Source organism: Rhizobium tropici CIAT 899, assembly GCF_000330885.1.
GTDB classification, from domain to species: Bacteria; Pseudomonadota; Alphaproteobacteria; order Rhizobiales; family Rhizobiaceae; genus Rhizobium; species Rhizobium tropici.
The window spans coordinates 1,821,989-1,846,455 of record NC_020059.1; the positions used below are offsets into that span (position 1 = coordinate 1,821,989).

Here is a 24,467-nt window from a genome sequence, read left to right on the forward strand (position 1 = left end):
AATGAGCGAGAGCTTTCAGTTTCAATTGAAGAAGACCGATGGCGGCGCCCGCCTCGGCGAAGTTTCCATGCCGCGCGGCACGATCCGCACGCCGGCCTTCATGCCTGTCGGTACCGTCGGCACCGTCAAGGCAATGTATCTCGATCAGGTACGCGAGACGGGCGCCGATATCATTCTCGGGAATACCTATCACCTGATGCTGCGTCCGACAGCCGAGCGCGTCGCCCGCCTCGGCGGCCTGCACCAGCTGATCCGCTGGCCGCATCCGATCCTCACCGATTCCGGCGGCTTTCAGGTGATGTCGCTATCCGGTCTGCGTAAACTCGACGAGCAGGGCGTCACCTTCAAATCGCATGTCGACGGCAGCCTGCATCACATGTCACCGGAGCGATCGATCGAGATCCAGGGACTGCTCGATTCCGATATCCAGATGCAGCTCGACGAGTGTGTTGCTCTGCCGGCAACGCCTAAGGAAATCGAGCGTGCAATGGAAATGTCGCTGCGCTGGGCAGAGCGCTGCAAGGTAGCGTTCGGCAACCAGCCCGGCAAGGCGATGTTCGGCATCGTCCAGGGAGGCGACGTGCCGGAGCTGCGCGTCCGCTCCGCACAGGCGCTGAGCGGTATGGACCTGAAGGGCTATGCGGTCGGCGGTCTTGCCGTCGGCGAGCCGCAAGAAGTCATGCTGCGCATGCTCGAGATCACGCTTCCGGAGCTGCCGACAGAGAAGCCGCGCTACCTGATGGGCGTCGGCACGCCGGACGATATCCTGAAATCAGTGGCTCGCGGCATCGACATGTTCGATTGCGTGATGCCGACCCGCTCGGGTCGTCATGGATTGGCCTTCACGCGCCGCGGCAAGGTGAATATCCGCAATGCCCGCCACGCCGAAGACATGCGTCCGCTGGACGAACAGTCCAATTGCCCGGCTTCTCGGGATTATTCCCGCGCCTATCTGCATCATCTCGTCCGCGCCAACGAAGCGCTCGGCGGTATGCTGCTCTCCTGGCACAATCTCGCCTACTATCAGGAACTGATGCAGGGCATTCGCCAGGCGATCGCCGAAGGCCGCTTTGCCGATTTCATGGCTGAGACGCAGGAAAATTGGGCGAGGGGTGATCTCGAGCCCGTTTGATTCAGCGACGACGAGGATGCGCCACGCGATCTTGCTCCAATGGCGGTTTCGCGCTAACAGAAGAGTGTCGAAAAAGGCAGGGTTGGTTTCGGTAGGCCCAACCCCTTCCGGTTTGGAAGTTCTGCTCCTAGCCATTGGCGATGAGAGCCCGCGACGCGGAACTTGACCATTGTGGTCGAGTGTCTCGCGTTGGCGTGGGCCGGGATCGACCGACATGTCTCCGCGGGAATGCCTTTTGGAGCTGTCATGAGACTGAACCACCTGGATCTGCATGTTCCCGATGTCGCCGCGACTCGGGAATTTTTTGTTTCCGTATTCGGCCTGACGGAGGTGGAAACGCGGGGCGCAAATGGCCTTGCCATCCTTCGCGACGATGCCGGGCTTGAACTTGTCATCAGCCGGCCTGTCGAGAAATTCGGTGGTGCTGATAGCGTCTCCATCGGTCGCAACACCTATCATATCGGCTTCATGCAGCCGTCTCGAGAGGCAGTCGATCTGCTGTTCGAGCGAGCGAAATCGAGCGGCTGCGAGATTTGGAAACCACCTTCGGCCATACGTGGCAATTGGTCGTTTTATTGCTTCGCACCGGGGCGAATCCTCATCGAAGTTGGCTGGCGCATGGACCTTGCGCTGTTGGTAAATCATTTATTATCGATTGATTGCTATCCTTAATAAACATCATTTTGAGCCGGCTGGAACGGGCTTGCCTTGGGCAATTTCCGCTTCCGGCCGTGTTTCAAAATGAGCTTGGCGACAATAAAGCATTGGGAAAAATAGCGAATCGGAATAAACGGTCCATCCGCCTTTGAAAAACGTCATTGGCAGATTTGATTGCGTGGCCGCTTGGAATTTTGAAAAAATCCAGCTAAAACGCATTCTCTTAATCGATAAGGGCTGTACTACCGAAAATAGGAGGCACTTGCCGTTGAGGGCGCAACGCAAATTCGGGGCATGTCTTTCGGGACTATTGGTTGTCGGTTTGGCCGCTACGAGCTGCACGACGACGCAGAAGACAACCCCCACCCCCAGCAATACCACCAAGCCCATTCGTGGCGCTAAAGTAACGTACAATTACACGACGAAGGACAAGGACTGTCTCGAACGTGCAATGTACTTCGAATCAGAGCGTTCCGACCCGAGCGGTTACATGGCTGTCGGTACGGTCGTAATGAACCGGCTGACCTCCGGTGCTTATCCGCCCACGATATGCGGCGTCGTTGCGCAGGAAAAGCAGTTCGCTCCGGGCGTGATGACCAGGGAAGTCAAGGATCAGGCGAAGCCCGATCTTGAAGTCGCTGCCTCGAAGATCCTGCGCGGCGAGCGGCATCCCCAGGTGAAGGACGCGATGTTCTTTCATACCGAAGGCCTGAGATTCCCATACGATAATATGCACTACGTCGCTTATGCCGGCGGCAACGCATTCTACGAGAAGCGTGGTCGCGATGGCGAACTGCAGACGCCCGCGCCGCTTCCGGCCTATGAGGTTGCGATGAATTACGTGCCCGCGCAGGGCGCGCCGCAATCTCCGTTCGTCCTGCCGGAAACGCAGCCTGCGTCCATGACGTCTGCCGTGGCTGCCTTCACGCCGGTTTCGAATCCGACGGTGACCATGCCGCAGAGTGCCGTCGTCATCCCGACTGCGGTTCCGATCCCGACGCCCGCACCTACGGACATGGCAATTTCAGGACCGCTCTCGAGCGGCGAGACCACATACACGAATACGCCTATGCCGGCTTCGACAGTTGTGATTCCGCAGCCGCGGCCGGAATTCGATGGCAATAGCGCTGTCGGAAGTGCAGCTAGAATTCGCGGTTAGAAACAGCTGGTCGCAGTTCATACAGCGCGTTTTTCCTAGGAAAGACGCGCTGTTTTGCTGTTTGGGCGTTGCCGCAGTTCAAATGCCTTCGCTTGCCGTTTTGGCAAGAATCTGCACGCCGTTGATCTTGTAACTGCCGTCCGGCTGACGAGTTATCTGGTAAATCGCCGTCCAGTCCCTATCATCGGTACCTGTGATCAACACCTCCTGATAGACGACTGCGCCGTTGTCGATCGCGCGGCTTTTGCCGAAGGCATAGTTGCCAGGATGATAGACCGGCAGGTAGTTCTTCCTCACCATGGCGAAGAAGCTGTCCTTGTCGGGAAAGAGGGCCTTGATGCCAGGTGCGGCGAAGGAATAGGCCGTCGCCGCATCATCGTGCAGAAAAGCTTCGATCTGCTGCTCAATAAGGCTCTGTGCCGTTTGCACCGGATCTTCCGCGTAAGCGACCGGTGCAAAGGCAACGCAGCAGAGAAAAACGGCGAAAGAAAAAGCGCGCATGTCCGTCCCCAGCCATATGGAGAAAGCTTAGCGCGCTTTGATCGCAAGCAGAAGCGATTACTGCCAGCGGCGGAAGAGGGCGCTGGCGTTGACGCCGCCGAAACCGAAACCATTGGAGATTGCGTAGTCCATGGCCATCGGTCGCGCCATGCCGCCGACGATGTCGATGCCTTCGGCAGCCGAATCCGGATCTTGCAGATTGCGCGTCGGCGGCGCGATCTGGTCCCGCAGCGCCATGATGGTGAAGATTGCTTCCATGCCGCCGGCCGCGCCCAGAAGGTGACCAGTCGCCGCCTTCGTGCCACTGACGGCAATCGCACCCTCGCGGCCGAAGACGCTCTTAATTGCTTCCATCTCGCCGCGGTCACCGACCTGTGTCGATGTCGCATGCGCATTCAGGTGTTTGACCTCGGCCGGCGAAATTCGTGCTTGGGCGAGGGCAGCGAGCATAGCCCGGCGTGCGCCATCGCCGTCTTCCGGCCCTGCCGTCATGTGATAGGCATCGGCGGCAGTGCCATAGCCGACAAGCTCGGCAAGCGGCATGGCACCACGCGCAAGGGCATGCTCCAACGTCTCGATGACAAGCATTCCCGCGCCTTCACCCATGACGAAACCGTCACGGCCGCTGTCGAAGGGACGGGAGGCTTCCTCGGGGCGGTTGCTGAAGCCTGTCGAAAGCGCACGCGCCGCAGCAAAGCCGCCAAGGCTGACCTTGTCGATGCAGGCTTCCGCTCCGCCGCAGATGGCAACATCGGCCTCTCCGGAGCGGATCAGCCGCGCCGCATCGCCGATTGCCTGCACGCTGGCCGCACAGGCGGTGACCGGCGCACCGAGCGGCCCCTTGAAGCCATAGCGGATACTCACCTGGCCGGCGGCAAGATTGACGAGGAAGGAGGGGATCGTGAAGGGCGAAAGGCGGCGCACTCCCTTCGTTTCGGCCGTGCGCACGGCATCGGCGATGGCGGGAAAGCCACCGACGCCCGACGCAATGATCGTGGCCGTCCGCTCCAGAGCGCCGATGTCAGTCGGTTGCCAGCCCGCCTGGAGGATCGCTTCCTCGGCGGCAGCCATGGCGAAGAGGATGAAGCGATCCATCTTCTTCTGGTCTTTGATGGGCACATAGCGATCGGCATCGAAGCCAGCCTCGGGATCTTGAGCGATATCGGGGACGACGCCGCCGATCTTCGCCCCGAGATCGCCCACCATTTCTTCGGGCAACAGCCTCAGGCCTGAGCGCCCCTCGACAAGCCTCTTCCAGCTTGCATTGACACCTACGCCGAGGGGCGAAACCAGCCCCATGCCGGTGACGACGATACGATCCATCTTTTGCTCCTATTATCTCAGGCGTCGAAGCCCAGAAACCATGCCTTCATCTGGGCGATGCGTTCATGAACGGTGTCGTCGGCTGCCGGTCCCGGCACGAGGATCGTGTCTTCGGGCTGAAAGGCGCGGCCGGTGACGCGGTCGATGAGAAGTGGGTCACGATCTTCGCCCGTATGGGCGTCGACAAGGCGCATTGCCACTTCTTCGGCAGGCAGATGCTGGTTACCCCATGTAAACAGCGCCATCAGCACGGGGAAAAAATTCCGACCCTTTTCGGTGAGCACATATTCGTAACGCGGCGGCCGCTCATTGTAGAGACGACGTTCGAACAGGCCTTCATCCGTCAGATGCTTGAGACGCCGCGCCAGTATATTCGGCGCTATACCGAGACTTTTCTGGAATTCGTCGAATCGGCTCAATCCCTGGAATGCATCGCGCAGGATTAAAATGCTCCACCAGTCGCCGACACTTTCGAGCGCACGGGCGGCTGGGCATTTGAAACTGCTGAAGCTGGTTCTCTGCATATTGGAGGCAGATAGCACGAGTAACTATCATGATGCAAGTTACTAAACTGGCGCAACATTTGTGGGAATTTGCATCAGGGCATCAGCAATAAAATGGAGCGAACCGGAATCCGCTTGCGATAATTTCAATCCAGATGTTCAGCTTCTTATAGGATTGATATTGAGAGAGAATCCCACTGGCGTAGCGATATGATAACAACCCCATATTTCATCACGGAGCGGTTACACCTACGCGAAATTCTTATCTCCGACGTCTCGTTCATCGGAGAGTTGATCAGCCATGCCGAGGTGCGGCGCTTTCTCGGCGGTCCTGTTCCGACTGTTCAGCGCGAAGCGGCGATATCTGATTACCTCTCGTTTGCCGAGGGGAAGTTGGTTTGGCTGGTGGAAACCAGGGGGGTGCGACATCCTGTTGGCTTGATTAGCATTTCACGCCACACAGACGGCGAGGATTATGAACTATCTTATCAGCTTCATCCTGATGCGTGGGGCTTCGGTTATGCAACCGAAGCAGCAATGCGTGTCATCGAATTTGCTCTGAATGATCTACAGCTTAAGCGGCTGATAGCGGAAACCCAGTCCGCCAACACTGCGTCCCGCCGTCTGCTCGAAAGGTTAGGAATGAAGGAGCTACGACGATTGCAGCGGTTTGCAGCAGAACAAGTCATCTATACGAGCTAGTTGTTCATCGCAAAGAGGTTTCAATAGGGAGGTGCCTTGCGGGCACGCTGCTGTTTTGCTGCCTCGGTCCACCAGGCGAGGTCCTCGGCAAAACGGGGGAACGCTTTTGCAAGGGCATCACCTCCACTCCCTGTCAGTTTGCCGTCAGCGTCCAAGGCGGCCGAGATATTGGCGACTGCGAGAGTGCTTGAGATGACGACCATTCCCATCTCGGAAAGGGTGCCGTGCCAGGCTGGCGCCGCATGTGCGCCGGAAAGGCGGCCGCCGGAATAGCTGGCGATGGCCGCCGGTCGCCAAAACCACTCCTCAAGGTAATGGTCGGTCAGGTTTTTCAGGGCCGGGTTGCATGCCCCAATTATATTCGCCGGTGACGAAGACGAAGGCATCGGCAGCCCGAATTTTCTCGGCAAGCTGCTCCATGGCCGAGGGAGCGGAGCCGTTGGGATATTCCTTATACATCCGATCCAGCATCGGCAGGCCAACCGCCTTGGCGTCGATGAGCTCCACATCGTTTCCGCGCTGACGCAGGCTGGTTACGAGATAATTCGCGAGACGGATGCCGAGGCGATCCGAGCGGTAGGAACCGTAGAGAACCAAAATACTGTCGGTCATTGTTGCTTATGCCCCTACAGTTTTGTGTGACCTTACTCTAGGTCTGCGACTCCGTAGGCACTGAAGCAGACGCCTCTTCCTCCGGAATATCGTCGAAGGACGCATAATTGAGGTTATAGAGCTTCGAGTAAAGCTTGCCGTTTGCCATCAGCTGATTGTGGTTGCCGCTTTCAAGCAGTTGGCCGTTTTGCAGCACGATGATGCGGTCGGCTTCGCGGATGGTGGCCAGACGATGGGCGATGACGAGCCCGGTGCGGCCTTCGAGCAGCTTCACCAACGCTTTCTGAATCAGCATTTCGGTGTAGCTGTCGATATTCGCAGTGGCTTCGTCGAGCACAAGGATCTTGGCATCGGCCACGAGAGCGCGGGCGAAGCTGACCAGCTGGCGCTGGCCGAGCGAAAGACCGCCGCCGCGCTCGCCGAGAACGGCGTCGTAGCCATCCGGAAGACGCATGATGAACTCATGCGCACCGACTGCCTTGGCTGCTTCTATGACTTCCTCGCGCGTCGCCTCCGCCTTGTTGTAGCGGATATTCTCCAGCACCGTACCGGTGAAGAGGAACGGTTCCTGCAACACCATGGCGATCTGGCGGCCGAGCGAATCCTGGGTGAGGGAGCGCACGTCGTGACCGCCGACCAGTACCTGGCCCTGCTGCACATCATAGAAGCGATGGATAAGCGCCATCGAACTGGATTTGCCCGAGCCCGTCGGCCCGATCAGCGCCACCGTTTCTCCTGGATTGACCCTGAAGCTGACATTCTTCAGCACAGGGTGCTTTGGATCATAGCCGAAGATCACATCGCGAAATTCCACCGAGCCGTCCATGTCGGCCGACAGCTCGGTCGCATCCGGCGCATCCTTGATGTCGACCGGAACGTCGAGCACTTCGGTCAACCGCTGGCCGGAGGCCATGGCGCGCTGCATGACCGAATATTGCATGGTGAGCGAGCGGATCGGATCGAAGAAGCGCTGGATGTAGAACAGGAAGGCGACCATGATGCCGACATCGAGCCTGTGGTTCAGAACCATCGAGCCGCCGACAATGATGACGATCGCCATCGCCATGCCGGTCAGCGTATCGACGATCGGCACCATGATCTGCGCATAGCGTGCCGCCGTCAGATGCGACTGAAGATTCGCATGTGCCTTGTCGTCAAAAAGAGCGAAATTGACGGATTGCCTATGCATGCCCTGGACAGCGCGCACGCCATGGATCGCCTCCGCCAGCGCCCCGTTGGTGACGGAGTTGGTCTCATGCGCGTTCATGAAGGCGACACGCGCCTTCGGCAGCCAGAACAGCCGCACGATGAAGAGGATCGGCATGACGGAAAGCGTCAGCAGGCCGAGCCGGAAATCCAGCGACAGCATGACGATGACGATGCCGAAAAGCAGAGCTATATCGCCGACGGAAAGCACTGAGGTTTCAAGGAATTCCTGCATGGAGTTCACGTCGCCCTGCAGGCGCGACATCAAACGCCCGACTTCCGTCTTATCCATGAAGGACAGAGAGACGCGCTGCAGATGCGCAAACATCGCCCGACGGATGTCGAACAAGACCTCTTCGGCGACTTGGCCGACAAAGGTTTCCTGCACGTAGCTCGCGCCGTAATTGACGAGGATTGCCGCAGCAAAAATCGCCAGGGACAGCCAGAGCGCGGAGTAATCGATGGCACCGGGTGCCATCGCATTGTCGATCGCATGCCGGATCACGAGCGGGATGACGATCTGCGATCCCGTGAAAAGCAGAACGGCGACGACCGAAATATAGACCTGCCGGCGGTAGGGGCTGACGAAGGCCCAGATTCGGCTGATAATCTTGCTGTCGAAGACCTTGCCAAAGATCTCTTCTTCGACGCGGTGCGAGCCGACAACTGCGCGGGGAGGGCGGCGACCGTCGTCGCGCACATCGTTGCGCTCGGTTTCGGTGATTTCCGACATCGTCATACCTCCCTTTTTGCTCTTTCGAGCACGTCGCCCGACGTCCTGATGACATCGTCCTCCGGGCGAACCTGGAGATCGTAAAGCGCCTTGTAACGGCCAGCGGCGGCCAGAAGCTGCTCATGCGTGCCGCGCTCGACGATCCCGCCGTCCTCGATGAAAAGGATCTGGTCGGCATGCATCAGCGAGCTCAGTCGATGGGCGACGATCAGGGTCACGCGGTCGCGGGCAAAACGCTTCATGGCGCTGCGGATACGCTGCTCCGTCGCTGCATCGATCGCGGCGGTGGAATCGTCGAATACCATGACGGCCGGCTTCAGCATCAGGGTGCGGGCGATCGTCAGGCGCTGACGCTGGCCGCCGGATAGCGACACGCCGCGCTCGCCGACGACCGTGGTGTAGCCGGCGGGCAGGCCGAGAATGTAATTATGCAACTGCGCCGACTCTGCGGCGCGCTCGATGCGGGTTTCCTTCGCCCAAGGATCGCCATAGGCGATGTTGTTCTCGATGCTTGTGGTGAACAGGAAGGAATCCTGCTGCACGACGGCAACGTTCTGTCGCAGCGATTGCAGTGTCGTCTTGCGGATATCCTGACCGTCAAGGGTGATCCCTCCGGCCGTGACATCGTAGAAGCGTGGAATAAGGTGGGCGATGGTGGACTTGCCGCTGCCGGGCGGGCCGACAATGCCGATCGTTTCACCGCGTCTTGCTTCGAAACAGATATTCTTCAACACCGGGCGCTCCTCAGCGCCTGGATAGCTGAAGTCGACATTCTCGAACCGCAGTGTGCCACTGGTGACGACGAGCGGTTTGGCGTCCGGCGCATCCTTGATGGGGATATCAAGATCGAGGAGCGCAAACAGGCGTGAGCCACAGGTCGATGCGCGGGCGAAGGCATTCACCATCAGGCCAAGCTGGCGCACCGGCATCTGCAGGATGGTCATGAAGGTCAGGAACGAGGCCAGCGTGCCGACGCTGATTTCGCCATTGATGACCTTGAGGCCACCCAGCCAAAGCACTAGCCCCATAGACGCGAAAAAGGAGAAGTTCATGGCGCTGGTATTAACCACGCGGATGCCGACGCGCTTGTGCGCTAGCGAAAGCGCGTTGTGGGAGGCACGATCGAACTTCAGGATTTCATGCGCCTGTGCGGCAAAGGCACGGACGACACGGATGCCGCCGAGATTTTCCTCCATGACGCGCGTCAGCACCGAGAGCCGTTCCTGCAGCTCGAGCCATGTCGACCGCAGACGCAGCTGCGTCACGGAGGAGCGCCAGGCGACGAAGGGCACGAAGCTCAGGGCCAGGAGGCCGAGCACTACATCGGTCGTAAGCAGCATATAGGCGCCGACCCCGATCAGCATGGTGAGCAGCACCATGCGCACCAGCGCGGTGGAAAAATACATGCGCACGCCTTCGAGATCGAGCAGGCCGACGGTGATAAGGTCACCGGAATGGACTTTATCGTGGAAGCTGAAGGAGAGCTGTTGGATCTTCTCGTAGCAGGCAAGCCGGAGCTCATAGCCCATATGGTGGCCAACCGATTCGCTGTAATAATTCTGCACCATCGTGAACAGGCCGCGCAGAACGCTAACGACAAGCAGCAGCAAAGCGGTCGTCATCAAGGCATTTTCGGCGATCTGGCCAGCGGTACCGCCAGCGACCGCTGTCTGTGTCTGATCGACTGCGCGACCGAGCAGGCGCGGGATCGTCAGCTGCAACGTTGCAGCTACGAATGTTGCCCCTATGGCGAAGCTCGTCTGCCATGGGTGGCGCAGCGTCATATGGGTGATCCGGACGATCGTCGACAGGCCTTGGCCCCACCCGACCGCATTGATATGCGCACGCGAGGCCAATGGCTTCGCGGCGCTTCTTGATGAATCGCTGCTCACGCTTTTATCCAGGCATAATTGAACGAGGCGGGCCCGCTGACGGGTTCGTATCTCAGGGAAAGTATTGATAGGATGAATTTTGCCGATTCCATGGCGACGTTCAAGAGTCAATCGGTCACAAGTGCCACGCGAACGTTAGATTGCGTGTTCAAAAATTGCCGATGACATGTCGGGATGGGGCTCGATGAGGCGTCCTTTGGGCACCATGCCAGAAAAGGAGGGCATCATGCGCAAGATTATCGCAGCGACATTCATCAGCCTCGACAGCGTCATGCAGGCACCCGGTGGTCCGGACGAGGATCCGACCGGTGGCTTCAAGTATGGCGGCTGGGTCTTCCCGCACTCTGACGAAGAAACCGGCAAGACGCTCTTCGAACTGTTCGAAAAGCCGTTCGATCTGCTGCTCGGTCGTAAGACATATGAGATTTTCGCAGCCTATTGGCCCTATATCGACAACGACAATCCGATTGCCAATAAATTCAACAGCGTCACCAAATATGTCGCGACGCGCGGCGACGCCGAATTGAAATGGAACAAGAGCCGATCGCTCGGCGAGGATGTCGTTGCTGCAATCAAGGAACTGAAGGCGGGTGAGGGGCCGGATCTGCTGATCCAGGGCAGTGGCGATTTCATTCAGACCCTCCTCCGCCACGGGCTGATCGACGAATACCGTCTAGTGATCTTTCCGCTGGTTCTAGGCGCCGGCAAAAAGCTTTTTGCCGGCGGGGCAGTGCCTTGTGCAATGAAGCTGCTGCGCAGCATAACCTCTCCAACCGGCGTCATCTTCGCGACCTATCAGCCGGACGGTCCGGTGAAGACCGGTTCCTTCGTCGGGCCGGATCCGTCTGAAGAGGAGATCGAGCGCCGCAAGCGACTGGAATAGCTGATCCGACCATGGCAGGGGTTTAACGGACGCCCGCCGCGATTACGTAGTGAGCTCGGTCTTCGGGAATTCGCGAAGGGATTTAATGATTTCGCGAAGACCTTTCGTGAGATGTTTGTCCCGACGCAACACGATGCCGAGTTGCCGAACGAGCCTTGGCTTGAGCGGCGAGGTAACCAGCTGGTCCGACTTATCCCGTCTCAGAGCCATCTCAGGAAGGATGGACCATCCAAGCCCCGCGGCGACCAGCTCCTTGATGGCCTCGACACTACCGAACTCCATGGCCGGCTCGGGGTTAACTCCGCCAGCCTCGAACCATTCATTCGTGGCCCGACGCGTGTTGCCGCCTTCGTAAAGCAGCAGCGTCTTGGCTTTCATGAACTCCACATCCGGCCCGCCCTCCGGCATCACGCTTCCCTTGGGGGCCACGGCCAAAAGCTCGTCTTCATGGAATGGCTCGACTTCCAGCGAACGGCCGGAGGCGGGCAGGGCGACGACCGCGAGATCCAGCGCATTGGCTTCGAGATCACGCAGAATCTCGTCGATATTGCCGACACGGACGATGATCTCAAGATCCGGCATGCGCTTCTTTGCCACGGCGATGGCGCGCGGCAGCAGATGAATCGAAGCGGTGCCGCCGCTGCCGATCCGCACGCGTCCGACCGATCCCTCTCGAAAAGGCGTCATCGCCTCCTCTGCGATCGAGCAGACTTCGATGATGCGGCGGGCATGCGCAAGCAAATCAAGCCCGGCCGGCGAGGGCTGCGCCCGCCTGCCGACGCGCTCGATCAGCTTTACGCCGAGACGCTGCTCCAGCAGTTTCACCTGCAGGCTGACAGCCGGTTGTGTGAGCCCGACCTTATCGGCAGCGGCTGTAAAGCTTCCAAGATCGACAACACTGACAAAGGCGGCGAGCTGATCCAGGTTGAACAAGAAAAGAATTCCTTATGATTTGTATAAATATCATAAGCTTTATTCATTGTCAGCGCCAGTGCATCCTGAGCCCATGTTCATATGAGCCTGAGGAGCAGGAAAATGACGACCGATATCGACAGACCGATGCAAGCAGCGGCCACCGTTGCAGGTAGAGGTCGGCGAAAGCCGGGATTGTGGCGAAAAGCGCTGAAGAGATTCCTGACCTATCTTGAAAAGCGCGAGACGAGATGGAGCCTGCGCGAGCTGACCGATGACCAGCTTCTAGACATCGGCATGACGCGCGCCGAAGCCAGGACCGAAGTTAATAAGTCGTGGTTCTGGGGATAGGCCGCTTGAAAGCGTTCAAACCATCGGCGCGCGGGTTGGAATAGCGGTATCTTGCAGCGATTGCCGGCGGAAAGCGGTTGAAAGCTTGGCATTTGGGCGATGGCGGGAAAAATGGTCTGGGGAGTATTTTCCGATCGTCCTTTTTTCATCCCATTGTTCTTTTTTCCGCCACAGATTTGCCCGATCCATTCCGCTCGAAAGCTGGCAGCCGGTTTCCTCGGTGATCTGCCATTTCGCCCGGAACATTAAATTACGAGACCGCAAAATCCATGCTCAAGACAAAATCCCTGCTCCTCGCCGCGGCGATTTCGACCGTATCGCTTCTCGGCGCAGCTTCGACGGCGGAAGCCGGGCAGGCGAGTTATCTCGTGGATGCGCATAGTGGCCAGGTGCTGGAAGCGTCGAATGAGAACGAGTTGAATTATCCGGCCTCGCTCACGAAAATGATGACGCTTTATCTCGCCTTCGAAGCGCTGCATGACGGTCGCCTGAAATGGGATCAGAAGCTGACCATGTCGGAGAACGCCGAGAGCAAGGAGCCCTTCAAATTCGCGATCGGTGCAGGCCGCAAGGTCACGATGCGCGAAGCTGTCGAAGGCATCGTCGTCCTGTCGGCCAATGATGCGGCTGTCGCGATTGCCGAGCAGCTTGGCGGCTCGGAGGAGAACTTCGGCAAGATCATGACCGCGAAGGCGCATCAGCTTGGCATGAGCAAGACCGTCTTCAAGAATCCGTCAGGTTTGCCGGATCCGGAACAGGTCACGACCGCACACGACATGGCAACGCTGGGCGTTGCGCTCATGCGCGACTTTCCGGAAGAGTTCAAACTCTTCTCGCTGCGCGGCATGAAGTTCCGCGGCATGAAGCTGCGGGGCCATAACAATCTGATGTATCGCTACGCAGGCGCCGATGGCATCAAGACCGGCTATACCGATGCCTCCGGCTACAATCTCGTGACGTCAGCCTCGAAAAACGGCCGCCGCGTTGTCGGCGTCGTGATGGGCGAAAAGACGGCGCAAGTTCGCGACGACAAGATGGCGAGCCTTCTGGACACCTATCTGGCTCCCGTGGCATCAACCACCACTGTATCGACCGGCGCTCCCAAGCAAAGCTCGGCGAACTGATTTCCGCTTGATTTCAGCGTCCGGCCGACCATTGATCTTTGGGCGGCTGACGAGGGATGGCTCCGTTTCCGAAGTCGCTCCATGGAGAAGTTAACCTGCCGCATTACAGGGTGAGGCGGCGGGTTTCTTCGTGCAAAAGTGCGATGCCCCCGACTGCCGCCTTCATGCAAGGCTTTTCATGCTTGATCAGTGAGAGGGCTCTCTCATGATGAATAATCGAACAGCGATTGCCGAACTGGCGGATTGCCCTATGTCTACTGTTGCTCGTTCGCTGCGCTTATCGTGATTTGGTAGGAATCAGCGCCGAACTGCGAATTCGCGTAGGCGGAGATATCTGGTTTCAGTTTGTATTCTCCGAAATGAAGGATCCATCATTGGCCGCGACCGGTCTGATGCTCCTGTAAAATCTCGCAAAGCAAATATTTCAACGCATTAGGGTCAAGTTGGGAGGACCGGAATGACGTATGATGATGCACGTTTGACGCGTGAGCGCGACTTTCACAATGAACGCTTCGGTGCAGTGGAGGAGCGCAAGGAGGATTCGTTTTATTTCGCCGTCAGAGCCGCTGTGGACACCTATTGGCGGCTGGTGAGGGCGGGTTGTCCCGAAAAAGATGTGCTCGAATACGGATGCTCGAACGGCATGAGCAGCATTGGTCTTGCGCACTCCGCCAAGCGGATCACCGGTATCGACATTTCTGATGTCGCTATTCAACAGGCTACGGATACGGCGGCTGGCCGTGGAATCAACAACGTGGCCTTCCAGGTCGACAATGCGGAAGACATGACGTTGCCGTCGGCGGGTTTTGACGTCGTCTTCGGTAGCGGCATCCTGCACCATCTGGTTCTGGAGAAATCGCTTAGCGAGATCCGGCGTGTGCTCAGACCCGGTGGCAAGGCTTTCTTCTTCGAACCACTCGGCCACAACCCCGTGATCAATCTCTATCGCAACCGGACGCCGGAGGCCCGTACGGTCGATGAGCATCCGCTCTTGAAATCCGACTTCGAAATCGTGCGCAAATATTTCTCGAAGTGTGATCTGGAGTTTTTCGGGCTCGCTGCGCTTGCTTCCATTCCCTTTCGCAGGAGCCCGCTCGGCGCCGCGGTCCGGGGTACAGGCGAACGGATCGACAATCTGCTGCTCAAAATCCCAAGCATCAGATGGCATGCCTGGATCGTCGTCATGACATTGGAGGCATGAGGGGCAGGCGTGTTCAATCGCGCAAAAGAGCAGGCCGTCCGGTGCTCAAGAAATCATGGCGGATGCCGTGTGGCTGTCGCGCTTGGAAATAGAATGTACCCCGCTAAAACCAAAAATCAGATAAGATAGATTATGGAACTAAATCCATATAGATACCACGATAGGATCGACATTTTTCGCTTTTATTCCAGATGGTTGGCGAGATTTTCGAGAGTCGATTTCAGTCCTTCGTCATGATCTTCTCTGCGGATGCCGTAAGGCACGTTCTCGCAAACTACGGCGACCCTTGTGCCGGTCGGAACTTCTGTCAAGGACCAGCTTATGGTCATCGTCCCGCCGAATGCGTCGTCATCGGATTCGAAATCCACCGCCTGAACGATGCGTTCATCCGCCACGATCTCAATGAACCGACCAGAGATAATGTCGGTATGCTCCGAGGATTTCCCAGGCGTCGAATGATCCGGTGCGTCATAGAATAGCGCCATTCGATAACTGCCGCCTTTATGCGGCTCGAAGACCTGGATGCGGCACGTCATGCCTTTCGGCGGAAGCCATGAGGCCAGTGCTTCGGGATCGAGGAAAGCCCTGAAGATCGCGTGTGGTGTCGCACGAACTATCCGGGAAGCCGTATCGGTCCTTTTGCCGTCCGAAGCCTCGCTCATCGCATCCTCCCTGTAGCACCGCAGGGACCCCATGCAATCGCTGCCGGCGCCGGCTGCATTCGTTATTCTTAGAGCATTTCCGCTTTTCTTCGAATCGCGAAGCGCGCTATCTTCCTGTTTTTACGCAGTTCCAGACGCAAAACCGCGTCGCACTTTTGCTGGAACTGCTCTAGCTCGCTTTGATGCGGATCACCTTGGCGGCAATCTTCTCGGCCAGCGTCGTTGGATTGCAGGAGAAAATGCTGTCCGGACGCCCGGCCGCGCACCAGACCTGATCATAAGCCAAAAGGCTCTCGTCCATAAAGACAGGCAGATCGACCAAATGGCCGATGGGCGCGACGCCGCCGATGGCAAAGCCGGTTTGGTCGCGAACGCGATCGATATCCGCACGCTTCAGCCGAACGCCATAAGCCGCTGCAATATAAGCGGTGTCGGCATTGTGGGCGCCGGAAACAAGAAGTAGTGTCAGCGCCTGCGTATCGGCATTGACGAAAACCAGAGATTTCACGATCTGGCCGACGGCGCATCCTGCGGCCTTGGCAGCTTCTTCGGCGGTCCGTGTCGATTGCTCCATGCGCTTGATCGAGATGTCGAGCCCCAGCGTGCGCGCCGCAAGTTCGACGCGCTCCAGACTGGAAAGCTTCCTGATATCTTCGCTCATAGCTCATCATCCTCCACGTCGAGTTCGATCTGCATCTGATCGTAGGCCGGCTCGACATGATCGGGCGTTTCAGCCAGTACGGTTTCATAATCGAGCGGCGTATGCATGTGGGTCAAGATGGCGTGTTTCGGCGCTAAGCGTTCGACCCATTCGAGCGATTGCTGCAACGACAGATGGCTTGGATGCGGCCGATACTGCAACGCGTCGATGATCAGAACGTCGAGGTTTTGAACTCTTTCTATCGATTCCGGTGGGAAGTCGCTGATATCGCTGCAATAAGCGAGTTTGCCGATACGGAAGCCCAACGAATGGATATCGCCGTGTACCTGCTTGTGCGGCCAGAAGCGGATCGGACCGCCTGCCCCATCGATCACGAAACTTTTCTCGAGATTTTCGATCAGCACCGGCCTCACGATCGGCGGATAGTTGCTGCCGGCAGGCGTTTCCAGGCAGTAGCGAAAGCCTTCGCGAATGCGGTCCATCGTCGGCGGATCGGCATAGATCGGGATGCGCTCGTTCGAGATATGGAAATAGCCGCGCAGATCATCGATGCCGTGGATATGGTCGGCATGGGCGTGGGTATAGAGAACGGCGTCGATGAAGCTGACACCGGCATGGATCATCTGTTCTCGGAAATCCGGACCGGTATCGATGACGACGGTGGTAATGCCGCCATCCGGTGCGATCTGCTCGATGAGGAAGGCTGCGCGCGTGCGGCGGTTTTTAACGTTTTTCGGATCGCAGGCGCCCCAATCGCCGGTAATACGCGGAACCCCCGGCGACGATGAACAGCCCAAAATGGTGAAGCGCCGCCGGTATGTCACGACGTCAGACCCTCGTCATCTTGGAGAAGCAGCGGAAGGCGTTTTCGGTCGTGATGTCGGCGATCTCGTCCATGCTGACACCGATCGTATCGGCCAGCACTTCGGCCGTATTAACGACATAGGACGGCTCGTTGCGTTTTCCCCTCCAGCGTTTCGGCGCCAGATACGGCGCGTCGGTCTCGACCAGCAGCCGGTCATGCGGGATTGTCTTGGCGATGTCACGCAGCTCCTCCGACTTCGGGAAGGTCAGAATGCCGGAAAAGGAAATATAGCCGCCCAGTTCGACGCCCGTTCGGGCAAGGGCAGGGCCGGCAGAAAAGCAATGCAGGATGAAGGGGAAAGCCCCCTTCCCTGTTTCCTCTGTCAGGATCGCGGCCATGTCCTCGTCGGCGCTGCGGCTGTGTATGACGAGCGGCAGCTGCGTTTCGCGTGCGGCCGCTATATGGCGCAGGAAACCGGTCTTCTGATCTTCCGGCTTGACGGTGTCGTAGAAGTAATCGAGACCCGCCTCGCCGATCGCGACGATCTTCTCATGCTGGTTTGCCAGCCGCACAAGATCTTCCGTCTGGATATCCAGCTCCTGGTCGGCGCTGTTCGGATGGGTGCCGACCGAGCAGAAAACCGACGGATAACGCTCGGTAAGAGCAAGCAATCCGTCGAGCTTCCTGACCTTTGTCGAAATGGTGACCATCTGCTTGACGCCCATCTCGTGGGCGCGAGCGACGATCGCGTCGCGCTCCTCTTCGAAGTCGGCAAAATCCAGATGGCAATGCGTGTCGATCAGCATGGAAAACCTTATTCGGCAGTCGGCGCGACATAGCGCGGGAAGACCGGCTTTGGGGCCTCCAGCGGCGTTCCGGCAACGAGGCGACCGGCCTCGCCGAGGGCTGCGAAATCGCGCTTGTCGGCTGGGATGGCGATGAGATCCAAGAGTTTGCCCGAGGATTCCGGCATGAAGGGCTGCAGGAGAATGCCGATCTGACGCACGACATCGGCCGTGACATAGAGCACGGTTGCCATGCGCGCCGGATCGGTCTTCTTCAGCGCCCAGGGCTCCTGGCTCGCGAAATAGCGGTCGGTTTCGGAAACAACCGCGATGATGGAAGCGAGAGCGCGATGGATCAGCTGCTTGCCCATGTCTTCGCGGGTCGAGGCAAGCAACGCGTCGGCCTGAGCCAAAAGCGCCTGGTCTTCGTCGGTCAGCGGACCGCATTCCGGAATCTGGCCGTCGCAATTCTTGACGATCATCGACAGCGAGCGGCTGGCGAGATTGCCAATGCCATTGGCGAGGTCGGAGTTGATGCGCGTGCCGATCGCTTCTTCGCTGTAGCTGCCGTCCTGGCCGAAAGAGACTTCGCGCAGGAAGAAATAGCGCACCTGGTCCAGGCCGAAATGGTTCACGAGGTTGACCGGATCGACGACATTGCCGAGCGACTTCGACATCTTCTCGCCCTTGTTGAGCAGGAAGCCGTGGGCATAGACCCGTTTCGGCAGCGGCAGCTTCGCTGACATCAGGAAGGCCGGCCAGTAGACGGCGTGGAAGCGAATGATATCCTTGCCGATGATATGAAGATCGGCAGGCCAGTATTTCGCCCTCGGATTGTTCCTATCCTCGATGTAGCCGGTCGCCGTGATGTAGTTCGTCAGAGCGTCGACCCAGACATACATGACGTGCGACGGATCGTTGGGCACCTTGATACCCCAGTCGAAAGTCGTGCGGGAAATCGACAGATCCTTCAGGCCGGACTTGACGAAGGAAATGACTTCGTTGCGGCGTTCGGCCGGGCCAATGAAATCCGGGTTCTCTTCGTAAAGCTTCAGCAGCCGGTCCTGGTATTCGGAGAGCTTGAAGAAGTAGCTTGCCTCCTCCACCCACTCGACCGGCGTGCCCTGTGGGCCGTAGCGCACGCCATCGGCGCGCAGCTCTGTTTCGTTTTCCTGGTAATAGGCTTCGTCGCGCACCGAATACCAGCCGGCATAGGAATCCTTGTAGATGTCGCCGGCATCGGCCATCAGGTTCCAGATGTTCTGCGAGGTCTCGTGATGGCGCGCCTGCGTCGTGCGGATGAAATCGTCATTCGACGCATTCAGCAACTTGCCCATCGCCTGGAATTCATCGGAATTGCGATTGGCGAGCTGCTGCGGTTCCATGCCTTCGGCCCGCGCCGTCTGCTGCATCTTCTGGCCATGCTCGTCCGTACCCGTCAGAAAGAAGACATCGCGGCCATCGAGGCGCTGGAAACGTGCCAGCGCATCGGTGGCGATCAGCTCATAGGCATGGCCGATATGCGGCTTGCCGTTGGGATAGGCGATCGCGGTGGTGATGTAGAACGGAGTTTTTTCGGTCATGTGAGGCAGTGGCCCGCTTTTACTGTTACGTCGCTGTTATTCTTGCTCCGCTCGCTTTAGCGCATGTTTGCCATGAGCGAAACACCAAGTTTCGCGCGCGCGGCATTCGGACTTCAGGATGGCGCTTTGCTTGACTCGACTCCGCCTCGCCTTTACCCCTTCGGACAAGTAGAACGCAGGACAGACGTGGCCGTGGATTTCATCGTTTTATGTATTGGTCTGCCTAGCGGCTTCAAGAGGCCGTGAATTTGAGTTTGATTGAATCCTTTCAGCCGCTTTATTCCTTTTCCGGCTTTTTCGTCGGCATGCTCGTGGGCATTACAGGGGTTGGCGGCGGTTCGCTGATGACCCCTCTCCTCGTGCTTCTCTTCGGTGTCCATCCGGCAACGGCCGTCGGCACGGATCTGCTCTATGCCGCAATCACCAAGACCGCGGGAACGGCCGTGCACGGCATGCACGGACGCGTCAATTGGAAGGTTGTGAGCCTTTTGGCGTCAGGCAGCGTTCCGGCGGCGCTCGCCATGCTCTGGATCATGGCCGGCGTCAATCGCGAGAGCCCAGCCGTTGCTCATTCCATTACCCTGTCATTGGGCTGTCTTTTGCTTTTGACGGCGCTGATGCTGATTTTCCGTGGCCAGATCCTCGAGGCCATCCGCAAATGGCGCGGCGAGCGCGGAACGATATCGCCGCGCAACATTGCTCTGCTCACAGTCATCCTCGGCCTGCTGCTTGGGATTCTCGTTACGATGACCTCGGTCGGCGCCGGCGCGCTCGGTGTCACCGTCCTCCTGGTGCTCTATCCGCAGACGGATGTCCGCGAAATCGTCGGCTCCGATATCGTCCATGCCGTGCCGCTGACTTTGATCGGCGGCATGGGCTATTGGTTCATCGGCGAGATCAACTGGACGATGCTGTTCGCCCTGTTGGTGGGGTCAATTCCAGGTATCGTCGCCGGCAGCCTGCTCGCGCCTCGCCTGCATGAGCGGTCCGTACGCATCATTCTTGCCGTGACGCTCGCGATCGTTGCCTGGAAGCTGATCTTACCCTAGGTCGCCCTGAACACAATGCCGGATCGACAGCCGGTACGATCATGCAGCCGCCTTGGAAGGGTTGCCGTAGCCAAAGGCGATTGATCAGCTTATAAGAGGTAATGAACCTGATTTCGCCAAAAAATGGATGATCAAGGCCTTTCCCTGGATCGGATGCGGACCTTCGTCCGGGTCGTAGAACGTGGTAGTTTGTCGGCTGCCGCGCGCGAGCTTGGCCTTGGTCAATCGACGGTAACCCGCCATATCAATGAGTTGGAGGCGGCCGTCGGGGTCCCTCTTCTCGGAAGGACCACACGCCGCGTCACCCTCACCGAGGAAGGAAGCCGCTACTATGCAAACTGCCTGCAGATTCTGCGGCTTGTCGAGCAGGCTACCGAAGAAGCAAGAAATGCGCGGCGGTCGCCGGCAGGTGCCGTTCGCCTGTCCTGCACTGCCGCTCTCGGCGTCATGCACGTCACGCGGATGATTTTCGATTTTCAAGACCGATATCCGGACATCAGGATAGATCTTAATCTTACAGATGAGCGCATCGATCTTGCCCGGGAGGGGATTGATATCGCTTTGCGTCTGGGGCCGATCGCCGATGACGCCATGAAGCTCGTTTCCATCGGAAAAAGCCATCGAAGGCTCGTGGGTTCTCCCGATTATTTTCGCCGCAAGGGGCGGCCCACAAGTCCCGCCGACCTCGCGCAGCACGATAGCGTGGTAATGTCCAACATTTCCGGAAGCGATCAGCTTATTCTGTTTGCTCCGGATGGGATGCGTCTGGTGGTTCCGGTGAGCGGAATGCTGCGGGTCGATCACGGCCTCGCTGCTCGAGCTGCTTTGGCGGCCGGCCGCGGCATCGGTCCCGCTCACCTCTGGTTGGTTCAGGATCTGCTCGATGCCGGTACGCTCGAAGTCCTGTTTGACGAGTACGACCTTGAGGCGGTTCCCGTCAGCCTGCTCGTCGTACCCGAACGAGCAGGCGTCGCTCGCGTGCGGTTATTGGTCGATTTTCTCGTCACCGAGTTAAAGAAGCTGCCGGGCATCGCTGCTGACTGAGGGATAAGCAATCGGCCTTAAAGCCCGAACGCTCGCTTTTCGCCGCGCCAGCCGGTGGTTCGCAAAAATTGCTCCCAGTTCAATGTGTCTGGATCCAAGCGGCGACTCCAGCCGAGATCATGTTCTCCACTGAAATAGCCATATTCGACGGCATATTCGACCATCCCCAAAGTCTCGCGGACGAGCAGCTCGTTGGGGGCGAATTCCGGAAAATACCGCAGGAGGCCGTCCCTGGAAAAGGCGTTCCGATATTCGGCTTTCAGACCCGTTACGCGCCGGAAGGTATCGACTATCTCACGCGGTGAAATGATATCGCCGACGATCGGAAGTGTCTTTCCATTGTAGCGTTCGGGGTGGGAGAATATCTCCAGCACGACAGGACCGGTAGCCGTCAAGGGATCGACGAAAGGCGCGGCGAAGTCTTCCGGCAGATAGATCGGCAGCAGAAGCGTGTCGCCGTCATAACGAGGAACATAATATTCCATCAGATTGGTGTAGAAGAACGCGAGCATGACGAAGGAGTGCGAGACCGGAAGTCCGCGTATATAATCGGCAACCTCTGCCTTGTCGGTGAAATGTGGCGCATACTTCGTTCCGCCTGTGATCTTTTCGACATTCTCCAACGTGCTGAAGACCACATGGCCGACCCCGGCCTCCACGGCTGCGTCGGCCAATTGCCGGCCGAGCGGCGCCTCACTCGTGTCTGGCGGCGCGATGGGAGGCGTCATCAGGAAGGCGCCGGCAGCGCCCTCGAAAGCACCCACGAGTTCCTTTGTCCGGCCGAGTTCGAGCGGCACCGTCACGATTTCCGCCCCTAACGCCCGCAGCGCGCGCGCTGAGGGAGAATCCTTGCTCCGAGTAAGCGCACGGACGCGGAAGCGTTGACTTTGAAGCAGCGTCGCCGTCACGCTTCGCCCTTGCTTGCTCGTCGCACCGACAATCGCGATCAACGGTTTGTCATGTATTGTCACGGTTAATCTCCAATCCAATTCCACAGCCTAAGAGCTGCGGCAGCTTCGAATGAGACCGATCACTTCAGCTGGGATGCGGTCTGACCATGAAAGTAGGAGACCGCATCGCGCTGCACTACACGCTGGTAATGAATTACATCATGCCATTTTTTGGATATATCGCTGTGATGATCCGCATGCATCTCTTGCCGCAAAACTGAGGAATGCAGCGAGTTTTCATTCCCGGAAATTGCATGGGAAGCTAGGCCGAAAGCTGCTGTTTGAGCTCGCCGAGGATGGTAATCAGCGTCTGCTTACGATCGAGATTATAGGCTTGCGACACGTTCAGCCGCTCTGTCGTCTCGGAATGCAAGCGTGCCAGCCTTTCGGCCGTCGAAATCGAGCCGTCAAGCGCTGCAGCGCGAGCGCGCTCGATGATGTCGTCGCCGATATGCGACAGAAAGAAGCCGAAGATCGTGTCGCTGTCCTTGCCGGAAAGCGCGTCAGCGAGCCGATGCATTGCCTTGCGTGCAGCAGGTCCGTCTGCCGAAAGCACCTGGCGGTAAGCTTCGATGATCTCGCCGCCGCCATAGTTCAGGAGCTTGAGCGCCTCGCTGACGCTGCCTTTGGCTGCTGAAAGCACGTCGTTCCCCTGCCCCGCCGGCACGCCAAGATTTTCGAGCGCCCGGCGCAAAGGCTCGTTTTCGAGCGGCGCGAGCTTCAGAGGCAGACAGCGCGAGCGTATCGTCGGCAAAAGCCGGCCTGGCGCATGCGACAGCACGAGGAACAAAGCGCGCTTCGGTGGCTCCTCTAGGATTTTCAGGATGGCGTTGGCCGCGCTTCGGTTGAGATCGTCGGCGGGATCGATGATGACGATGCGCCAGTTGCCGGTGCCCGATGTCTGCGAGAAGAATTTTCCGGCACGGCGCACTTCGTCGACGGTGATCGCGGATTTCATCTTGCCGGTCTTGTCGTCGACCGGCCGGCTCAAATGCAGCAGATTATGCGATGCTCCGCCGGAAATCTGCCGGCTGACGACGGATACCGGGTCGGGATCGCCGATCGTCTCCGGCGCAGATGCCGGATCGGGATGAGAGAGGACGTGATTGGCGAAACGGAAGGCGAGCGTCGCCTTGCCGATACCCTCAGGGCCTTCGATCAGCATGGCATGATGGCCCTTGCCGGAGCGATAGGATTGAGCGAGGAAAGCTTCGGCTTCTTGATGGCCGAACAGCTTCGTATTGTCCTGCGGAGGAATGGCGCCGTCGAGGACACCCGGTCGCTCGTCGCTCATTGCGCGGCTTCCGATCTGGCGACGATATTGGCAGCGCCGAGCCGCTTATCGACGATCCCGGCGATTTCAGCGGCGATCTCATCTTCCGGCTTCAGGGCGTCGATGACGTGGCAACGCTCGGGCTCGCGGGCGGCGATATCGAGGAACGCCTCGCGGCGCTTCTCGTGGGTCTGCATCTCTTCCTTCTCGAAGCGATCGGGTGCGGTTACTGCGGAGGCGCGCTTGCGTGCGCGCTCCAGACCGACTTCGGCGGGAATGTCGAGAATCAGCGTGCAATGCGGAATGACGCCGTTGACGGCAACCCTCTGCAGAGCCTCGATATAGTCAGGCTCGAGATTGCCCGTCACACCCTGATAGACGCGCGAGGAATCCATGAACCGATCGCAAAGGACGATGGTGCCGCGCGAAAGTGCCGGACGAATGACGTCCTCGACATGATCGTTGCGGGCAGCAGCGAAGAGAATCGCCTCCATGCGCGTGCCGAACATTTCCGCAGCACCTGAAAGCAGGACGTGCCGTACCGCTTCCGCTCCCGGCGAGCCTCCGGGTTCGCGCGTTACCAGAACCTCATGGCCACGCTCGCGCAACAGTTCAGCCAGGCGGCGAATCTGAGTGGACTTGCCGGCCCCCTCGCCGCCTTCGAAGCTTACGAATAATCCGTTTGCATCAGCCAATGATCATGTCCTGCACTTTTCGCGTGCCATTCGTGCGGCGTGCGATACGCATCCTGTTTAACCCAAGAC

26 protein-coding genes and 1 pseudogene are annotated in these 24,467 nt (G+C 58.5%); 10 read left to right on the forward strand and 17 right to left on the reverse strand.

Features of this window, described 5'->3' with window-relative positions:
• Window position 1: 1 nt before the first annotated feature.
• Both tgt and RTCIAT899_RS08920 read left to right on the forward strand, forming a co-directional pair.
• Window positions 2–1,132, forward strand: a complete 1,131-nt coding sequence (gene tgt, locus RTCIAT899_RS08915) for a tRNA guanosine(34) transglycosylase Tgt (RefSeq protein WP_015339892.1) — start codon at window positions 2–4, stop codon at window positions 1,130–1,132.
• 246 nt (window positions 1,133–1,378) lie between these two features.
• The gene (locus RTCIAT899_RS08920; protein WP_015339893.1) at window positions 1,379–1,804 is read left to right on the forward strand and encodes a VOC family protein; all 426 of its coding nucleotides are present in this window, start codon (window positions 1,379–1,381) and stop codon (window positions 1,802–1,804) included.
• 6 nt (window positions 1,805–1,810) lie between these two features.
• On the opposite strand, the gene RTCIAT899_RS33015 is transcribed toward RTCIAT899_RS08920, so the two are convergent.
• Window positions 1,811–2,008, reverse strand: coding sequence for a hypothetical protein (locus RTCIAT899_RS33015; RefSeq protein ID WP_135488285.1), 198 nt, complete (start codon window positions 2,006–2,008; stop codon window positions 1,811–1,813).
• A gap of 49 nt (window positions 2,009–2,057) precedes the next feature.
• On the opposite strand from RTCIAT899_RS33015, the gene RTCIAT899_RS08925 reads away from it, so the two are divergent.
• Window positions 2,058–2,948 (forward strand): cell wall hydrolase, encoded by an 891-nt coding sequence (locus RTCIAT899_RS08925; protein WP_041677430.1) that lies wholly within the window; start codon window positions 2,058–2,060, stop codon window positions 2,946–2,948.
• 78 nt (window positions 2,949–3,026) lie between these two features.
• Here RTCIAT899_RS08925 and RTCIAT899_RS08930 read toward each other — a convergent pair whose 3' ends face one another.
• From RTCIAT899_RS08930 to RTCIAT899_RS08940, 3 genes are read right to left on the reverse strand one after another with little or no spacing between them, the layout of a single operon-like run.
• Window positions 3,027–3,449, reverse strand: coding sequence for a DUF4864 domain-containing protein (locus RTCIAT899_RS08930; RefSeq protein WP_015339895.1), 423 nt, complete (start codon window positions 3,447–3,449; stop codon window positions 3,027–3,029).
• 57 nt (window positions 3,450–3,506) lie between these two features.
• Window positions 3,507–4,772: a beta-ketoacyl-ACP synthase II gene (gene fabF, locus RTCIAT899_RS08935; RefSeq protein ID WP_015339896.1), complete on the reverse strand. Its 1,266-nt coding sequence runs from the start codon at window positions 4,770–4,772 to the stop codon at window positions 3,507–3,509.
• 17 nt (window positions 4,773–4,789) lie between these two features.
• The gene (locus RTCIAT899_RS08940) at window positions 4,790–5,296 is read right to left on the reverse strand and encodes a winged helix-turn-helix transcriptional regulator (protein ID WP_041677432.1); all 507 of its coding nucleotides are present in this window, start codon (window positions 5,294–5,296) and stop codon (window positions 4,790–4,792) included.
• Between the two features lie 189 nt (window positions 5,297–5,485).
• On the opposite strand from RTCIAT899_RS08940, the gene RTCIAT899_RS08945 reads away from it, so the two are divergent.
• Window positions 5,486–5,977: a GNAT family N-acetyltransferase gene (locus tag RTCIAT899_RS08945; protein ID WP_015339898.1), complete on the forward strand. Its 492-nt coding sequence runs from the start codon at window positions 5,486–5,488 to the stop codon at window positions 5,975–5,977.
• A gap of 20 nt (window positions 5,978–5,997) precedes the next feature.
• Here RTCIAT899_RS08945 and RTCIAT899_RS08950 read toward each other — a convergent pair.
• From RTCIAT899_RS08950 to RTCIAT899_RS08960, 3 genes and pseudogenes are all read right to left on the reverse strand, one after another.
• Window positions 5,998–6,589, reverse strand: a pseudogene (locus tag RTCIAT899_RS08950) (NADPH-dependent FMN reductase).
• A gap of 37 nt (window positions 6,590–6,626) precedes the next feature.
• Window positions 6,627–8,528 carry an ABC transporter ATP-binding protein gene (locus RTCIAT899_RS08955; RefSeq protein WP_015339901.1) on the reverse strand — a complete coding sequence of 634 codons (1,902 nt, stop codon included), beginning with the start codon at window positions 8,526–8,528 and terminating at the stop codon, window positions 6,627–6,629.
• A gap of 2 nt (window positions 8,529–8,530) precedes the next feature.
• Window positions 8,531–10,420: an ABC transporter ATP-binding protein gene (locus tag RTCIAT899_RS08960; RefSeq protein WP_015339902.1), complete on the reverse strand. Its 1,890-nt coding sequence runs from the start codon at window positions 10,418–10,420 to the stop codon at window positions 8,531–8,533.
• 226 nt (window positions 10,421–10,646) lie between these two features.
• On the opposite strand from RTCIAT899_RS08960, the gene RTCIAT899_RS08965 reads away from it, so the two are divergent.
• The gene (locus RTCIAT899_RS08965) at window positions 10,647–11,303 is read left to right on the forward strand and encodes a dihydrofolate reductase family protein (protein ID WP_041677888.1); all 657 of its coding nucleotides are present in this window, start codon (window positions 10,647–10,649) and stop codon (window positions 11,301–11,303) included.
• A gap of 42 nt (window positions 11,304–11,345) precedes the next feature.
• Here RTCIAT899_RS08965 and RTCIAT899_RS08970 read toward each other — a convergent pair whose 3' ends face one another.
• Window positions 11,346–12,236, reverse strand: a complete 891-nt coding sequence (locus RTCIAT899_RS08970; protein WP_015339904.1) for a LysR family transcriptional regulator — start codon at window positions 12,234–12,236, stop codon at window positions 11,346–11,348.
• Window positions 12,237–12,338: 102 nt separating this feature from the next.
• Between RTCIAT899_RS08970 and RTCIAT899_RS08975 the strand changes: the two genes are divergently transcribed.
• Window positions 12,339–12,566: a DUF1127 domain-containing protein gene (locus tag RTCIAT899_RS08975; protein ID WP_041677434.1), complete on the forward strand. Its 228-nt coding sequence runs from the start codon at window positions 12,339–12,341 to the stop codon at window positions 12,564–12,566.
• A gap of 15 nt (window positions 12,567–12,581) precedes the next feature.
• Here RTCIAT899_RS08975 and RTCIAT899_RS08980 read toward each other — a convergent pair whose 3' ends face one another.
• Window positions 12,582–12,812 (reverse strand): hypothetical protein, encoded by a 231-nt coding sequence (locus tag RTCIAT899_RS08980; protein ID WP_015339906.1) that lies wholly within the window; start codon window positions 12,810–12,812, stop codon window positions 12,582–12,584.
• Window positions 12,813–12,835: 23 nt separating this feature from the next.
• Between RTCIAT899_RS08980 and RTCIAT899_RS08985 the strand changes: the two genes are divergently transcribed.
• Window positions 12,836–13,690: a D-alanyl-D-alanine carboxypeptidase family protein gene (locus RTCIAT899_RS08985; RefSeq protein WP_015339907.1), complete on the forward strand. Its 855-nt coding sequence runs from the start codon at window positions 12,836–12,838 to the stop codon at window positions 13,688–13,690.
• 457 nt (window positions 13,691–14,147) lie between these two features.
• Entirely contained in the window at window positions 14,148–14,891 is a 744-nt protein-coding gene (locus RTCIAT899_RS08990) for a class I SAM-dependent methyltransferase (protein WP_015339908.1), read from the forward strand.
• A gap of 182 nt (window positions 14,892–15,073) precedes the next feature.
• Here RTCIAT899_RS08990 and RTCIAT899_RS08995 read toward each other — a convergent pair whose 3' ends face one another.
• The 5 genes from RTCIAT899_RS08995 to metG all read right to left on the reverse strand — a co-directional run bounded on the left by RTCIAT899_RS08995 (window position 15,074) and on the right by metG (window position 19,387).
• A complete protein-coding gene (locus RTCIAT899_RS08995; protein ID WP_015339909.1) occupies window positions 15,074–15,553 on the reverse strand; it encodes an SRPBCC family protein in 480 nt (159 codons plus the stop codon).
• Between the two features lie 169 nt (window positions 15,554–15,722).
• Window positions 15,723–16,214 carry a YbaK/EbsC family protein gene (locus RTCIAT899_RS09000; protein WP_015339910.1) on the reverse strand — a complete coding sequence of 164 codons (492 nt, stop codon included), beginning with the start codon at window positions 16,212–16,214 and terminating at the stop codon, window positions 15,723–15,725.
• On the reverse strand, window positions 16,211–17,038 hold the full coding sequence (locus tag RTCIAT899_RS09005; RefSeq protein ID WP_015339911.1) for an MBL fold metallo-hydrolase: 828 nt from the start codon (window positions 17,036–17,038) through the stop codon (window positions 16,211–16,213). The genes RTCIAT899_RS09000 and RTCIAT899_RS09005 overlap by 4 nt, the downstream gene beginning before the upstream one ends.
• A gap of 4 nt (window positions 17,039–17,042) precedes the next feature.
• On the reverse strand, window positions 17,043–17,825 hold the full coding sequence (locus RTCIAT899_RS09010; RefSeq protein ID WP_015339912.1) for a TatD family hydrolase: 783 nt from the start codon (window positions 17,823–17,825) through the stop codon (window positions 17,043–17,045).
• 8 nt (window positions 17,826–17,833) lie between these two features.
• Complete coding sequence (gene metG, locus RTCIAT899_RS09015; protein ID WP_015339913.1) at window positions 17,834–19,387, reverse strand: methionine--tRNA ligase; 1,554 nt, start codon at window positions 19,385–19,387, stop codon at window positions 17,834–17,836.
• Window positions 19,388–19,692: 305 nt separating this feature from the next.
• Between metG and RTCIAT899_RS09020 the strand changes: the two genes are divergently transcribed.
• Window positions 19,693–20,436 (forward strand): sulfite exporter TauE/SafE family protein, encoded by a 744-nt coding sequence (locus RTCIAT899_RS09020; protein WP_051043259.1) that lies wholly within the window; start codon window positions 19,693–19,695, stop codon window positions 20,434–20,436.
• 123 nt (window positions 20,437–20,559) lie between these two features.
• Window positions 20,560–21,480, forward strand: a complete 921-nt coding sequence (locus RTCIAT899_RS09025) for a LysR family transcriptional regulator (protein ID WP_015339915.1) — start codon at window positions 20,560–20,562, stop codon at window positions 21,478–21,480.
• 17 nt (window positions 21,481–21,497) lie between these two features.
• Here RTCIAT899_RS09025 and RTCIAT899_RS09030 read toward each other — a convergent pair whose 3' ends face one another.
• The 3 genes from RTCIAT899_RS09030 to tmk form a co-directional block, all read right to left on the reverse strand.
• Window positions 21,498–22,451 (reverse strand): NmrA/HSCARG family protein, encoded by a 954-nt coding sequence (locus tag RTCIAT899_RS09030; protein WP_015339916.1) that lies wholly within the window; start codon window positions 22,449–22,451, stop codon window positions 21,498–21,500.
• Window positions 22,452–22,692: 241 nt separating this feature from the next.
• Window positions 22,693–23,724, reverse strand: coding sequence for a DNA polymerase III subunit delta' (locus RTCIAT899_RS09035; protein ID WP_015339917.1), 1,032 nt, complete (start codon window positions 23,722–23,724; stop codon window positions 22,693–22,695).
• Window positions 23,721–24,398: a dTMP kinase gene (tmk, locus tag RTCIAT899_RS09040; protein WP_015339918.1), complete on the reverse strand. Its 678-nt coding sequence runs from the start codon at window positions 24,396–24,398 to the stop codon at window positions 23,721–23,723. The genes RTCIAT899_RS09035 and tmk overlap by 4 nt, the downstream gene beginning before the upstream one ends.
• Window positions 24,399–24,467 lie beyond the last annotated feature (69 nt).